13 protein-coding genes are annotated in these 13624 nt (G+C 71.3%); 4 read left to right on the top strand and 9 right to left on the bottom strand.

The window, feature by feature from the left end; genetic code table 11:
* The coding region (locus ABD308_RS18935; RefSeq protein ID WP_344336024.1) for an SCO4651 family lipoprotein at positions 1-771 on the top strand (771 nt) is incomplete at its 5' end.
* 206 nt (positions 772-977) lie between these two features.
* Positions 978-1214, top strand: coding sequence for a hypothetical protein (locus ABD308_RS18930; protein WP_344336021.1), 237 nt, complete (start codon positions 978-980; stop codon positions 1212-1214).
* 7 nt (positions 1215-1221) lie between these two features.
* Here the strand turns inward: ABD308_RS18930 and ABD308_RS18925 are convergent, their stop codons facing one another.
* Entirely contained in the window at positions 1222-1620 is a 399-nt protein-coding gene (locus ABD308_RS18925) for a metal-sensitive transcriptional regulator (protein WP_344336018.1), read from the bottom strand.
* Positions 1621-1968: 348 nt separating this feature from the next.
* On the opposite strand from ABD308_RS18925, the gene ABD308_RS18920 reads away from it, so the two are divergent.
* Both ABD308_RS18920 and ABD308_RS18915 read left to right on the top strand, forming a co-directional pair.
* Positions 1969-2589 carry a DUF47 domain-containing protein gene (locus ABD308_RS18920; RefSeq protein WP_030312623.1) on the top strand — a complete coding sequence of 207 codons (621 nt, stop codon included), beginning with the start codon at positions 1969-1971 and terminating at the stop codon, positions 2587-2589.
* A 5-nt stretch (positions 2590-2594) separates the two neighbouring features.
* The gene (locus ABD308_RS18915; protein ID WP_344336013.1) at positions 2595-3593 is read left to right on the top strand and encodes an inorganic phosphate transporter; all 999 of its coding nucleotides are present in this window, start codon (positions 2595-2597) and stop codon (positions 3591-3593) included.
* Between the two features lie 178 nt (positions 3594-3771).
* On the opposite strand, the gene pstB is transcribed toward ABD308_RS18915, so the two are convergent.
* The 8 genes from pstB to mshD form a co-directional block, all read right to left on the bottom strand.
* Positions 3772-4548, bottom strand: a complete 777-nt coding sequence (pstB, locus tag ABD308_RS18910; protein WP_344336011.1) for a phosphate ABC transporter ATP-binding protein PstB — start codon at positions 4546-4548, stop codon at positions 3772-3774.
* Between the two features lie 45 nt (positions 4549-4593).
* Positions 4594-5670: a phosphate ABC transporter permease PstA gene (gene pstA, locus ABD308_RS18905; RefSeq protein WP_344336008.1), complete on the bottom strand. Its 1077-nt coding sequence runs from the start codon at positions 5668-5670 to the stop codon at positions 4594-4596.
* A 76-nt stretch (positions 5671-5746) separates the two neighbouring features.
* The gene (gene pstC / locus ABD308_RS18900; RefSeq protein WP_344336005.1) at positions 5747-6727 is read right to left on the bottom strand and encodes a phosphate ABC transporter permease subunit PstC; all 981 of its coding nucleotides are present in this window, start codon (positions 6725-6727) and stop codon (positions 5747-5749) included.
* A gap of 147 nt (positions 6728-6874) precedes the next feature.
* Positions 6875-8017: a phosphate ABC transporter substrate-binding protein PstS gene (pstS, locus tag ABD308_RS18895; RefSeq protein WP_344336002.1), complete on the bottom strand. Its 1143-nt coding sequence runs from the start codon at positions 8015-8017 to the stop codon at positions 6875-6877.
* A gap of 244 nt (positions 8018-8261) precedes the next feature.
* Positions 8262-8723, bottom strand: coding sequence for an NUDIX hydrolase (locus ABD308_RS18890; protein ID WP_344336000.1), 462 nt, complete (start codon positions 8721-8723; stop codon positions 8262-8264).
* A gap of 1 nt (position 8724) precedes the next feature.
* Positions 8725-9810 carry a CHAD domain-containing protein gene (locus ABD308_RS18885; protein ID WP_344335997.1) on the bottom strand — a complete coding sequence of 362 codons (1086 nt, stop codon included), beginning with the start codon at positions 9808-9810 and terminating at the stop codon, positions 8725-8727.
* Between the two features lie 255 nt (positions 9811-10065).
* Positions 10066-12243 carry an RNA degradosome polyphosphate kinase gene (locus tag ABD308_RS18880; protein ID WP_344335994.1) on the bottom strand — a complete coding sequence of 726 codons (2178 nt, stop codon included), beginning with the start codon at positions 12241-12243 and terminating at the stop codon, positions 10066-10068.
* A gap of 336 nt (positions 12244-12579) precedes the next feature.
* Positions 12580-13569 (bottom strand): mycothiol synthase, encoded by a 990-nt coding sequence (gene mshD / locus ABD308_RS18875; RefSeq protein WP_425554797.1) that lies wholly within the window; start codon positions 13567-13569, stop codon positions 12580-12582.
* Positions 13570-13624 lie beyond the last annotated feature (55 nt).

Here is a 13624-nt window from a genome sequence, read left to right as displayed (position 1 = left end):
GCCGCGGCCGAGCAACAGGTGAGCGGCGCCCCCGACCAGCTCTCCGCCGACCCGCTGACCGCGGTCCGCGGCGCCGCCGACATCACCGGCCGGTCGGGCTCCGCGCACGCCACCACCGAGCTGGTGACCGAGTCCGCGGAGAAGAAGGCCGTCTTCACCGGCACCGGCGGCTACGACTACGTGAAGCGGATCGGCCGCCTGGAGGTGCAGGTGCCGCCGGGTGCCGCGACCACCGGCAAGATCGTCGAGGTGCTCCTGCCCGGCACGGTCTACCTGCAGAACAGCGGGGCCAAGGTGCCGGAGGGCAAGTGGGTCAAGCTGGACGTCCGCCAGCTGCCGGACGGCAACCTGGTCAGCGGCGGCGCCACCGACCCGTCCTCCGCCGCGGGCGCGCTGCGCGGCGCCCAGAAGGCCGAGCTGGTCGGCACCGAGACGGTCGGCGGGGTGGCGCTGAAGCACTACCGCGGCACCCTGGACCTCGCCAAGGCGGCCGACGCCACCGGCGGGCGCGGCGGGGACGGCCTGCGGATGGGGGCGCAGACCTTCACCGTCAAGGAGGTCCCCTACGACGTCTGGCTGGACGACCAGGGCCGGCTGCACAAGGTGGTCGAGGTCTTCACCTTCGCCGGGGTGGCCGGCTCCAAGGAGGCGAAGGACCAGGTGAAGGTGGTGTCGACCACCGCGCTGAGCGACTTCGGCGCACCGGTGGAGGCGGCCGAGCCGCCGGCCGCGGACATCGTCGCGATGAAGCCCACCGAGAGTCCGAAGTAGCGCGCTCGGGGGTCGGCGCGGGCGCCGCGGGCGCGGGCGCGCGGGGAGACCGCCGGGCCGGGGCCGCCCGGTAGCCCCCGGGCCACCCGTTTCGGCGGCGCCGAGATGGCCCGTCCGTGCCATGTGGACGGGCTCCGAAGTGCCTAGGCTGGACGTCGGGTGGCTGCCGCCCGGGCTGGCGAGGCGCTGAAGGGGTGGTGCAGGTGATGGCGTCCACGGGCGGCCGCAGCGGCGGCCACGACGACGCGGCCCTCGACGAGATCGAGCTGGCCGGTGAGCTGATGATCGCCGCCACGGCCAGCAGCGGAGACCGGCTGCCGACCGAGCGGATCGACGAGGTGCTGCTCGACCGGCCCGACGGCGGTCCGACCGCCGGGCCGGGCCGAGGCCCACAGGGCCGGGGCCCTCAGGTCCGCGAGGGCCGGGAGGGCCACGACGACTAGAGCGGGGTCAGCTGCGCAGCAGCCGGCCGATCGCCGCGGTGGCCTCGGCGACCTTGGCGTCCAGCTCGGTGCCGCCCTCCTCGGCGGCGGCCGCGACGCAGTGCCGCAGGTGCTCCTCCAGCAGCGAGAGCGCGAAGGACTGCAGGGCCTTGGTGCTGGCCGAGACCTGGGTGAGCACGTCGATGCAGTAGACGTCCTCGTCGACCATCCGCTGGAGGCCGCGGATCTGGCCCTCGATCCGGCGCAGCCGCTTGAGGTGCGCGTCCTTCTGGGCGCTGTACCCGTGCGGGCCGTGGCCGCCGTGGGCGGCGTGGGCGTCCGTCGTCGCCTGGACGGCGACGTGCTCGCCGTGCGGTTCCGCCCCGGGCGCCTGCTCCGGCTCGGTGCGCGCTTGCGTGGTGGTCATCGGCCCGCCTTCGTCTGAGTGCCTGGTGGCTGCGTCGGCCTCCAGTGTCCAACACCGGGGCCCTTCGTGGTGTTCCTCCGGCACGGCCGACCGGGAGCGGACGCGTCCGGCGCGGTTCCCCCGTCCGGGGAACACCCCGCTCTTCCCGCCGCACAGCAGGGGCGATCCGGGCGAGGTTCCGTCAGACTGGGGGCTCATGCCCGCACCTGTGGTGCGGATCGGGTCCACTGCTACGGCAGCCGAACGGAAGGGGAGGTTCCGGCTCCCCTTCGAGCACCCCATTTGCGTGATGGCGCTCGGTTGCACCTAGCATCGTTCAGTCCCCTACCCCGCACATCGGAGATTTCCGTGCGTTTTAGCCTGACCCCGAAGGAGACGAGCTTCTACGACATGTTCGCCGCGGCCGCGGAGAACCTCGTCGTCGGCTCCAAGCTCCTGCTGGAACTGCTGGGATCAGACGTGTCGGCCCGCGCGGAGATCGTCGAGCGCATGCGCGCCGCCGAGCACGCCGGAGACGACACCACCCATGCGATCTTCCACCAGCTGAACTCCTCCTTCATCACGCCCTTCGACCGCGAGGACATCTACAACCTCGCCTCGTCGCTGGACGACATCATGGACTTCATGGAGGAGGCCGTCGACCTGGTCGTCCTCTACGACATCCAGACCCTGCCGAAGGGCATCGAGCAGCAGATCGAGGTCCTGGCCCGCGCCGCCGAGCTGACCGCCGAGGCGATGCCGAACCTGCGGAGCATGTCCAACCTGACCGAGTACTGGATCGAGGTCAACCGACTGGAGAATCAGGCCGACCAGATCCACCGCAAGCTGCTCGCCCACCTCTTCTCCGGCCAGTACGAGGCCATCGAGGTGCTCAAGCTGAAGCAGGTCGTGGACGTCCTCGAACAGGCCGCGGACGCGTTCGAGCACGTCGCCAACACGGTGGAGACCATCGCGGTCAAGGAGTCCTGACCCCCGTGGACATGGCAGCACTCATCGCCGTCGTCGGCGTCGCGTTCTTCTTCACCTACACCAACGGCTTCCACGACTCCGCGAACGCGATCGCGACCTCGGTCTCCACCCGGGCGCTGACGCCCCGGGCGGCCCTGGCGATGGCCGCGGTGATGAACCTGGCGGGCGCCTTCCTGGGCAGCGGGGTGGCGCACACCGTCTCGCAGGGCATCATCGAGACCCCGACCGGCGACACCGGCATGGCGATCCTGTTCGCCGCGCTGGTCGGCGCCATCGCCTGGAACCTGGTCACCTGGTACTTCGGCCTGCCGTCCTCCTCCTCGCACGCGCTGTTCGGCGGCATGGTGGGCGCGGCGCTGGCCGGCGGCACCGAGGTGATCTGGAGCGGCGTCGTCGACAAGATCGTCATCCCGATGGTCGTGTCGCCGGTGGTCGGCCTGGTCGGCGGCTTCCTGGTGATGCTGGCGATCCTCTGGCTCTTCCGGCGGGCCAACCCGCACCGGGCCAAGCGCAACTTCCGGGTCGCCCAGACGGCCTCGGCCGCCGCGATGGCGCTCGCGCACGGTCTGCAGGACGCGCAGAAGACCATGGGCATCGTGGTGATGGCCCTGGTGATCTCGGGCCACCAGGACCAGGGCGACCCGATCCCGGTCTGGGTGAAGATCTCCTGCGCGACGATGCTCTCGCTGGGCACCTACGCCGGCGGCTGGCGGATCATGCGGACCCTGGGCCGGAAGATCATCGAGCTGGACCCGCCGCAGGGCTTCGCCGCCGAGGCCACCGCCTCGACGGTCATGTACATCACCTCGTTCGTCTTCAAGGCCCCGATCTCCACCACCCATGTGATCACCTCGGCGATCATGGGCGCCGGCGCCACCAAGCGGATCCGCGCGGTGCGCTGGGGCGTCGCCAAGAACATCGTGCTCGGCTGGTTCATCACCATGCCGGCGGCGGCCCTCGTCGCCGCGCTGGTGTTCTGGTTCGTCCACCTGTTCTGGGGCTGACGCCCCCGGACCGACCCGAACCGCTCCCGGCCGGCCCGGACCCACCCGGACCGGCCCGGACACGACAGGCCCGCCCCCCGCATCTCGGGGGGCGGGCCTGTCCATGCTCCGCGGCGGCACCGCCATGCAGCACCACGAAGCAGTCTGTGAAGCGCCGCCCGAAGACCGGGCGGATCGATCACCCGAAGCGGCCGGAGATGTAGTCCTCGGTCGCCTGCACGGACGGGTTGGAGAAGATCCGCTGGGTGTCGTCGAGCTCGATCAGCTTGCCCGGCTGGCCGACGCCGGCCAGGTTGAAGAAGGCGGTGCGGTCGCTGACGCGGGCCGCCTGCTGCATGTTGTGCGTCACGATGACGATGGTGAACTGGGACTTCAGCTCGCCGATCAGGTCCTCGATGGCGAGGGTGGAGATCGGGTCGAGGGCGGAGCAGGGCTCGTCCATCAGCAGGACCTGCGGCTCGACCGCGATGGCGCGGGCGATGCACAGGCGCTGCTGCTGACCGCCGGAGAGGCCGGCGCCCGGCTTGTTCAGCCGGTCCTTGACCTCGTTCCAGAGGTTGGCGCCCTTGAGCGACTTCTCCACCACGCCGTCCAGCACGGACTTCTTGCGCACACCCGCGAGCTTCAGCCCGGCGACCACGTTGTCGTAGATCGACATGGTCGGGAACGGGTTCGGGCGCTGGAAGACCATGCCCACCGCGCGGCGGACGGCGACCGGGTCGACGCTGGAGCCGTACAGGTTCTCGTCGTCCAGGAGGACCTTGCCCTCGACGCGGGCGCCGGGGATCACCTCGTGCATCCGGTTGAGGGTCCGCAGGAAGGTGGACTTGCCACAGCCGGAGGGGCCGATGAAGGCCGTCACCGAGCGGGGTTCGATGGACATCGAGATGTCCTCGATGGCCTTGGTGGAGCTGTAGTAGGCGGACAGTCCGCTGACGTCGATGCGCTTGGCCATGATCGTTCGTCTTCTCTCAGTCTTCGTCGTACGTCAGTCGGTCGCTCAGTGTCCGGCCTTGGGAGAGCGCCAGCGGGCGATGCCCCGGGCGATGAGGTTGAGCCCCATCACGAAGGCGATCAGCACCAGCGCGGCACCCCAGGCCCGGGCGTAGCCGAAGTCGTTGTTCACCACGGCGTACTGCTGCCAGATGTACATCGGCAGCGACTGCTGAGGTCCGTCGAACGGGTTGTTGTTGATGTAGGCGGCGCCGAAGACCAGCATCATCACCGGGGCGGTCTCACCCGTGATGCGGGCGACCGCCAGCATCACACCGGTGGTGATACCGCCGATGGCGGTGGGGAGGACGACCCGCAGGATGGTCTTCCACTTCGGCACGCCGAGCGCGTACGACGCCTCGCGCAGCTCGTTCGGGACGAGCTTGAGCATCTCCTCGGTGGAGCGGACCACGACCGGCATCATCAGGATCGCCAGCGCGAGGCTGCCCGAGAAGCCGGAGTAGTTGAAGCCGAGGGCGATGTTCCACAGGGACAGGATGAACAGACCGGCGACGATCGACGGGACACCCGTCATGACGTCGACGAAGAAGGTGACCGCCTTGGCGAGCGTGCCGCGGCCGTACTCGACCAGGTAGACGGCGGTCAGCAGACCGATCGGGGCGGCCATCAGGGTGGCCAGGCCGACCTGCTCCAGGGTGCCGATCAGCGCGTGGTAGATGCCACCGCCGGGGCCGGCCGAGCGCACGCCCATCATGGAGTGCGTCAGGAAGTCGCCGTCCACCACGTCGGCGCCCTGCTGGATCGTGTAGACGGTCAGCGAGAGCAGCGGGATGACGGCCAGGATGAAGGCGACCCAGACCACCGAGGTGGCGAACCGGTCCTTGGCCTGGCGGCGGCCCTCGACCTGGGCCGCGAGCGCATAGCTGATGATCAGGAACAGGGCGGCGGAGATCAGGCCCCACTGGAGCTTGCTCTCCAGGCCACCGACCAGGCCGATGCCGCAGCCGAGGGCGATCGAGCCGGCGGCCACGCCGGCCGGGGCCCACTTGGGGAGCCGGTTGGCGGTCAGCGGGCGGCCGACCGGGCGGGCGTCCGAAGGGACGGAAGTGGTCGCGGCGCTCATGCGGCCTTCCTCGCTTCGCTCGTCAGGGCGCATGCGCGCAACACGCGGAGTTCGATGATTCGCTCGCTGCACTCACTCATGCGTTGGCCCCCGAGTACTCCTTGCGGCGGGCGACGATCAGCCGCGCGGCACCGTTCACCAGCAGGGTGATCACGAACAGGACGAGGCCGGAGGCCATCAGCGCGTCCCGGCCGAAGGGCTGCGCCTCGTTGAACTTCAGGGCGATGTTCTGCGCGAAGGTGCCGCCGCCCGGGTCGAGCAGGTGCAGCGAGAGCACGTTGCTGGAGGAGAGCACGACGGCGACCGCGATGGTCTCGCCGAGCGCGCGGCCCAGGCCGAGCATCGAGGCCGAGATGATGCCGGGGCGGCCGAACGGCAGCACCGAGGTGCGGATCATCTCCCAGCGGGTCGCGCCGAGCGCGAGCGCCGCCTCCTCGTGCATCCGCGGCACCTGCCGGAAGACCTCACGGCTGACCGCGGTGATGATCGGCAGGATCATGATCGCCAGCAGGATGCCGACGGTGAACAGGTTGCGCGGAGTGGTGCCGGCCCGGGACTGGTCGAAGATGTACGTCCAGCCGAGGAACTCGTCCAGCCAGCTGTTCAGACCGCTGAGGTGCGGCACCAGGAAGAGCGCGCCCCACAGGCCGTAGATGATGCTGGGCACGGCCGCCAGCAGGTCCACCAGGTAGGCGAACGGCTGGGCGATCCGGCGCGGCGCGTAGTGGGAGATGAACAGCGCGATCCCGATGGCCACCGGGACGGCGATCAGCATGGCGATCAGCGCGCTGACGATGGTGCCGAACGCGAGGACGGCGATGCCGAAGACCGGCTCCGGGGCGTCCGGCGTCCACTCGAAGGTGGTGAGGAAGTTGCCCTCGTTCTTGGTGAGGGCGACGGCCGATCGCCAGGTCAGGAAGCCCGCGATGGCGGCCATGACCACCAGCAGCAGGATGCCCGACCCGCGGGAGAGGTTCATGAAGATCTTGTCGCCGACCCGGCTGTCGCGCTTGCGGCGTTCCCTGCCTCGCGGGGCGGCAGGGGTGGATGAAGTCATTGGTGTACTCCGGTCTGGTGGTGCCGCCCCGAGGGGGCGGCACCCTGGCGGCGGTGCCCCGGACGTGGTGCGTTCGTCGGTACTTCCCGCTGGGGCGACCCCGGCCCCCCTCGTTCACGGGGCCGCCCCAGCGGAGGTCCTACTGGGTCAGGCGAGCGCGCCGATGACGGTGTTCACCTTGTCGGTGAGCGTCTTCGGCAGCGGGACGTAGCCCGCGTCGCCGATCGCCTTCTGGCCCGCGTCGCTGGCGGTGTAGGCCAGGAAGGCCTTCAGGGTGTCGAGGGTGTCGGCCTTGTTGCCCTTGTCGCAGGCGATCTCGTAGGTGACCAGGACCAGCGGGTAGGAACCCTCTTCCTTGGTCGCGTAGTCGAGGGTCAGCGCCAGGTCGCTGCTGTTGGCGCCGGCGATCTGCGCCTTGGCGAAGGTGTTGGCGGCGTTGGCGGCGGTGGCCTCGACCGGCTTGGCGGCGCCGGTGTTGATGGCGGCGCTCTTCAGGTTGTTGGTCTGGGCGTAGGACAGCTCGGCGTAGCTGATCGAGTTCTTGACCTGCTTCACCTGGGCCGCGACACCGGCCGAGCCGTTGGCGCCCTGGCCGCCCTTGCCCGCCCAGGCCTTGCTGGCCGGGTAGGCCCAGGCGCCGCCCGAGGTCTTGGCGAAGTACTTGGTCAGGTTCTCGGTGGTGCCCGAGTCGTCCGTGCGGTGGAAGGCCTGGATGTCGGCGTCCGGCAGCTTGGCGCCCGGGTTGAGGGCGGCGATCGCCGGGTCGTTCCACTTGATGATCTGCGAGTCGAAGATCTTCGCGATGGTCGGGGCGTCCAGGACCAGGTTGTCGACACCCTCGACGTTGTAGACGATCGAGATCAGGCCCGCGACGAGCGGCAGGTTGACGCCCTGGCCACCGGTGCAGACGGCCTTGCTGGCCTCGACCTCGGCCGGCTTGAGCGCCGAGTCCGAGCCGGCGAACTGGATCTTGCCCTGGTTGAACTGCTGGACACCGGCACCGGAGCCGCCGCCACCGTAGTTGACGGTGGCGCCCTTGCAGGCCGCCTCGAAGTTGTTCTTCAGGATGTCGATGGCGTTGCCCTGGGCGGTGGAGCCCGCGGCGACCAGCGCGGTGGGCTTCGGGCCACAGTTGATCGCGGCCGGGGCCGCAGCGGAGCCACTGCCACCCGCCGGCGCGGCGTTGGTGTTGTTATCGTCCGAGCCGCAGGCGGCGAGCGACAGCGAGCTGACGAGCGCCATGGCACCGATCGCGAGGGCCTTGGAGCGGCCGTTCCGCTGGAGCTTCACAGGGTGTCCCTTTCTGTGGCATTGCCCGACGCGCAGGCCCTGCCGAGCAGGGCGGAGCACGGGTTTTGCTGAGGTCCGGGGCCCGTTCGGCCCGCCGGTGACACCGAAGTTAGGCCGGGTAGGTGACGCGTCAGCCGGTCGTAAGTGAACGGAGAGTGAACCTCGAACGGATGACAGGAAACTACGTCAGGTAGTAACGGTTGCGTCACGGCGAGGGCGCGGGTAGATCACTTCCACTGTTCCTTCACGTCTCCCGGGCCGGCGACCGCACCGGCCTGGCCCCCAGCAGCTCCAGCAGCGCGTCGACCAACAGGCGGTCCTGCTCCCGGGTCAACCGCGCCCGCGCCTTCCGCGCCGGCAGCCACTCCAGGAGGTCCACCTCCCGGTTCGGCCGGAACTCCCCCGTCGTCGGCACCGCCGCCCAGTACCGGACCTCCTTCGGCCGGCCCTGCGCCACGTAGTGCTGGGTCGGCAGCTCCTCCCCCAGCACGCAGCGGAACCCCGTCTCCTCCCGCACCTCGCGCAGCGCCGCCTCGACCACTCCCTCGCCCGGGTGCAGCTTCCCCTTCGGCAGGCTCCAGTCGTCGTACTTCGGCCGGTGGATCACCGCGATCCGCGGCCGCCCCAGCCGACCGCTCCGCTTCGGGCGGCCCGGCAGCCAGAGCACCGCCCCCGCCGCCAGCACCACCGGTCCGCCGTACGCCACCTCAGGCCGTCCGCGATTCCGCCGACGCCCCCCAGCCCTCGGCCGGCGGCAGCTCCAGCCACGTCTCGGTGCCCGGCGGCAGCTCCGGCCACCGCCGCCCGAAGGCGTACCGCGCCGCCTCCACCTCCAGCCGCTGATCCGCGTGCACCACGCCCAGCACGTACGCCGTCGCCGGGGTGATCCGCGGCGTACGCGCCGCCGTCGCCGCCGTCACCGCCGCCTCCGACGCCTCCTGGTGCCGCAGGAGCACCAGGTCCAGCTCGTCCAGCACCGCCGACGGCCGCCCGCACACCTCCAGCGCGTACCGGGCCCGCTTCACCAGCCCCCGCGTCCGGTGCCACGGCGCGTCGTCCGCCGCCAGCGCCGCGTCCGCGTCCAGCGCACCCCGCGCGCTCGGCACCACCCCCAGCCGGCGCAGCCCGTCCCCGCCGTACGGCGTCGAGGCCCGCTGCAACGGCAGCTGCTGGGCGCTCGCCGCCAGCGCCCCGAACGCCGCCGCCGCCTGCGGCACCAGCACCGCCCCCGCCCGGCCACCCGCCGACTCCGCCAGCGGCGCCTCCGCCACCAGCAGCGTCATCCGGTCCGCCAGCGCGTGCAGCCGCGCCGAACGCAGCTCCTGCAGCACCGTCGAATGCGCCCTGGTCCGGGCCAGGGTCAGCTGCCGGTCCAGCAGCGCCCGCGCCTTGGGCGCCCCCGCGTGGCCGGCCAGCATGCCCGGCCCCTCCGCCTCGCTGCCGCTCAGCCCGTCCAGCGCGCCCAGCAGCCGGGCCGACCGCCGCACGTACCCCGGCTCCAGCGCCAGCAGGTTCAGCAGCCAGGCCAGCTCGGTCCGCGACTCCTGCGCCCAGACCGGCTCGAACGTCGCGGAGAACGTGGTCAGCAGCCCACTGATCCGCCGCACCGCCCGCAGCAGGTCCGCCGTGCCCTCCGACGGCAGCACGGACGCCCCCGGTCTCCCGCCGACCTCACCCACCGCCAGCGGCAGAGCGCGCAGGAACGCGCCCGCCAGGGCGGTGAGATGGCTGGAGAGGATGTCCCCGGCGGTCGCGGTGGAGGCCGCCTGGGCCGTCATCGGCGCATCGGTCATGGCTAGCTAGATCCCCGTTCCCCCGGGGCCGTCCCCGGGGCTGGTGGCCGACCGCTCAGCGGGTCCCTACCGCTCAGCGGCACGCGTCGGTGGGTCGCGCGGTCGCGTCGTCGAGTCTCCTGCCGTCGTGTCCCCCGGCGGCGGGGCCCGCACCGGTCGGTACGGTGCGGGCCCACCGCGCGGCGTCGCGGCTCACGTCGGCAGGTCTGGCGTCGTCACGTCTGGCGTCAGCGGGGTCGTGGCGGCGACCTGCGGTCATCGGGCCGTGGCGGCCCGACGGCGCTGACGCGAGTCGATGAGCAGGTCCTGGACGTGGCGCAACGACGTGCCGTCGCCGTCCTGGGCGTGCCGGGTCCAGGACCCCTCCGGCCCGAGGTGCCAGGACTCCGTCTCGTCCGACATGCCGAGGTCGAGCAGCCCGGACAGCTCGGCCCGGTGCGCCGGGTCGGTGATCCGCAGCAGCGCCTCGATCCGGCGGTCCAGGTTGCGGTGCATCATGTCGGCGCTGCCGATCCACACTTCCGGATCGCCGTTGTTGCCGAAGACGAAGATCCGCGAGTGCTCCAGGAAGCGCCCCAGGATGCTGCGCACCCGGATGTTCTCGCTCAGCCCCGGCACCCCCGGCCGGATCGCGCAGATGCCGCGCACCCACACGTCCACCGGCACCCCGGCCTGCGAGGCCCGGTACAGCGCGTCGATCACGGCCTCGTCGACGATCGAGTTGACCTTGAGCCTCACGTGCGCCGGGCGGCCGGCCCGGTGGTTGGCGATCTCGTTGTGGATCCGCGCCACCAGACCGTCCCGCAGCCCGCGCGGGGCGGTCAGCAGCCGGCGGTACGACTCGCGGCGCGAGTAGCCGGAGAGCCGGTTGAAGAGGTCCGAGAGGTCCGCGCCGACCTGCGGGTCCGAGGTCAGCAGACCGAGGTCCTCGTACAGCCGGGCCGTCTTCGGGTGGTAGTTGCCGGTGCCGACGTGCGAGTACCGGCGCAGGGTGTCGCCCTCCTGGCGGACCACCAGCGACAGCTTGCAGTGCGTCTTCAGCCCGACCAGGCCGTAGACCACGTGGCAGCCGGCCTCCTCCAGCTTGCGGGCCCACTTGATGTTGGCCTGCTCGTCGAAGCGCGCCTTGATCTCGACCAGCACCAGCACCTGCTTGCCGGACTCCGCCGCGTCGATCAGCGCGTCGACGATCGGCGAGTCACCCGAGGTCCGGTACAGCGTCTGCTTGATCGCCAGCACGTCCGGGTCGGCCGCGGCCTGCTCCAGGAAGGCCTGCACCGAGGTGGAGAAGCTGTCGTACGGGTGGTGCAGCAGCACGTCCCGCTCGCGCATCGCGGCGAAGATGTCCGGCTGCGAGGCCGACTCGACGTCGGTCAGGCCGCGCGCGGTGCCCGCCACGAACTTCGGGTACTTCAGCTCCGGCCGGTCCAGCCCCGCGATGCCGAACAGCCCGGTGAGGTCCAGCGGGCCGGGCAGCGGGAAGACCTCCGCCTCGGTGATGTTCAGCTCCCGCACCAGCAGGTCCAGGATGTAGGGGTCGATCGACTCCACGACCTCCAGCCGCACCGGCGGGCCGAAGCGCCGCCGCATCAGCTCCTTCTCCAGGGCCTTGAGGATGTTCTCGGTGTCGTCCTCCTCCACCTCCAGGTCCTCGTTGCGGGTGACCCGGAAGGCGTGGTGGGCGAGCACCTCCATGCCCGGGAAGAGCTCCTCCAGATGCGCCCCCATGACGTCCTCCAGCGGCACGTACCGCTGCGGGGAGGCCTCCAGGAAGCGCGCGAGCGACTGCGGCACCTTCACCCGGGCGAAGTGCTTGTGCCCGGAGACCGGGTTGCGCACGACGACGGCCAGATTGAGGGAGAGCCCCGATATGTAGGGGAAGGGGTGCGCCGGGTCCACCGCCAGCGGGGTGAGCACCGGGAAGATCTTCTGCCGGAACAGGGTGTGCAGCCGCGCCTGCTCCTTCTCCGCCAGCTCGGACCAGCGGACCACCTCGATCCCCTCGGCGGCGAGGTCCGGCAGCACCTCCTGCTGGAACGCGGCGGCGTGGCGGGCCATCAGCTCGCGCGAGCGGGTCCAGATGAGGTCCAGCACCTCGCGCGGCTGGAGCCCGGACGCGCTGCGCTGAGCGACGCCGGTGGCGATCCGGCGCTTGAGGCCGGCCACCCGGACCATGAAGAACTCGTCGAGGTTGCTCGCGAAGATCGCCAGGAACTTGGCGCGTTCCAGCAGCGGGATCCCCGGATCCTCCGCCAGTTCCAGCACGCGTTCGTTGAACGCGAGCCAGCTGCGCTCACGGTCCAGGAAACGGCCCTGCGGCAACTCCTCAAGGTCCTGCTCGTCGGTGACCGTCAGCTCCGGCGGTATCCCGAGCGCGCTGGACATCCGCGCGGGCGGGGACAACGGGGCAGGGACGGGGCGGGGGATGCTCATGGGCTCCAGCTCCTCCAGCAGGACGGCGTCCGGACGCGAAATGCCTTTCGAGCCGTCGCCCTCGCCCAACCACAACGCCCAACCACCCGGCGCGGTCGTCACAGAACCGATCGGCGGGTGCCGGTCGGCGCTGCGCGAGCGAGACACTACGGACTTCATCCTGTGATCTTCGCGGTATTAATTGAATCCACGGTAAACACCGCATGGCCAGGAGGAAAGCTGAGGCGGTCAGGGCCGGGGCGACAGGCGCACGCCCGTTGCCCCGGCCCCGTTTTCTCCGCTAGGCGCCGCCGGAGCGCGCTGTTCTAACGGTCACCCTCGGTCACCGGAACGCGATCACCGGGAATTCGGATCGGCGACGCCCGCGCGATACATCAAATCGACTTCGTGGACGGTGAATCCGAGCCTTTCGTAGACCCGCACCGCCGCCGGATTGTCCGCGTCGACGTACAGCAGAACGGTCTCCAGACCGCGCTCGCCGACCGCGGCGTCACCCCCCGTCAGGTGGCGCAGGCCGGCCGCGGTCAGCGCCCGGCCGAGGCCGCCGCCCTGCTCCGCCGGATCCACGCCCACCACGTACACCTCACCGAGCGCCGGACCGGCCGCCGTCGCCGGGTGCACCTTGGTCCAGTGGAAGCCGACCGGCCTGCCGTCCCGGGTGGCGAGGAAGAAGCCGGCCGGGTCGAACCACGGCTCGGCCAGCCGGTCGGCCAGGTCGCGCTCGGTCCAGGAGCCCTGCTCCGGGTGGTGGGCGAAGGCGAGCGCGTTCAGCCGGAGCCACTCGGCGTCGTCCTCACCGGGCCGGAACGTCCGCAGTTCGACCCCGTCGGGGAGCGGGACGGCCTCGGTCTGCGTCCCGGTGCGGCGCATCTGCCGCAGCTCGCGGACCAGTTCGGCGCCGTAGCGCGCGGCCAGGTGCCGGGCCGCCGGGTGTCCGCCGTGCACCCAGAAGTCCACGTGCGGCCGGCCCGCCCGCCCGGCCTCGGCGAGCACCGCGTCCACCAGGGGTCGCCCGAAGCCCCGCCCGCGGGCCGCCGGCGCCACGACGAGCTCGGCGGCCGGATTGGCGGTGCCGCTCTCGGGGATCTCCAGCTGGCCGTAGCCGACGGAGTCGGCACCGGTCGTTTCGAGGAAATGGGTCACCCCGGTCCGCGCCGTCTCCGAGGAGCGCAGACGCAGCCGCCCCTGCTCGGACACCGCCTCACGGCCGTCCACGGCCTGGGCGTCCGCCAGGACCCGCAGGGCCGCGTCCCGCTGTGCCGTCCGCAGTACGTCGGAGGCGAGGACCGTGATCGCGTCGCCCGTTGTTGCCGTTCCATCGTCCATGCCCCGACGATACGACAACGGTGAACGCAAAGAACCCCCGCCGGAATACCGGCGG

It is taken from the genome of Kitasatospora putterlickiae, assembly GCF_039527695.1.
GTDB classification, from domain to species: Bacteria; Actinomycetota; Actinomycetes; order Streptomycetales; family Streptomycetaceae; genus Kitasatospora; species Kitasatospora putterlickiae.
Note: the sequence above shows the minus strand (reverse complement) of the source record. Positions and strands in the feature narration are given on the sequence as shown.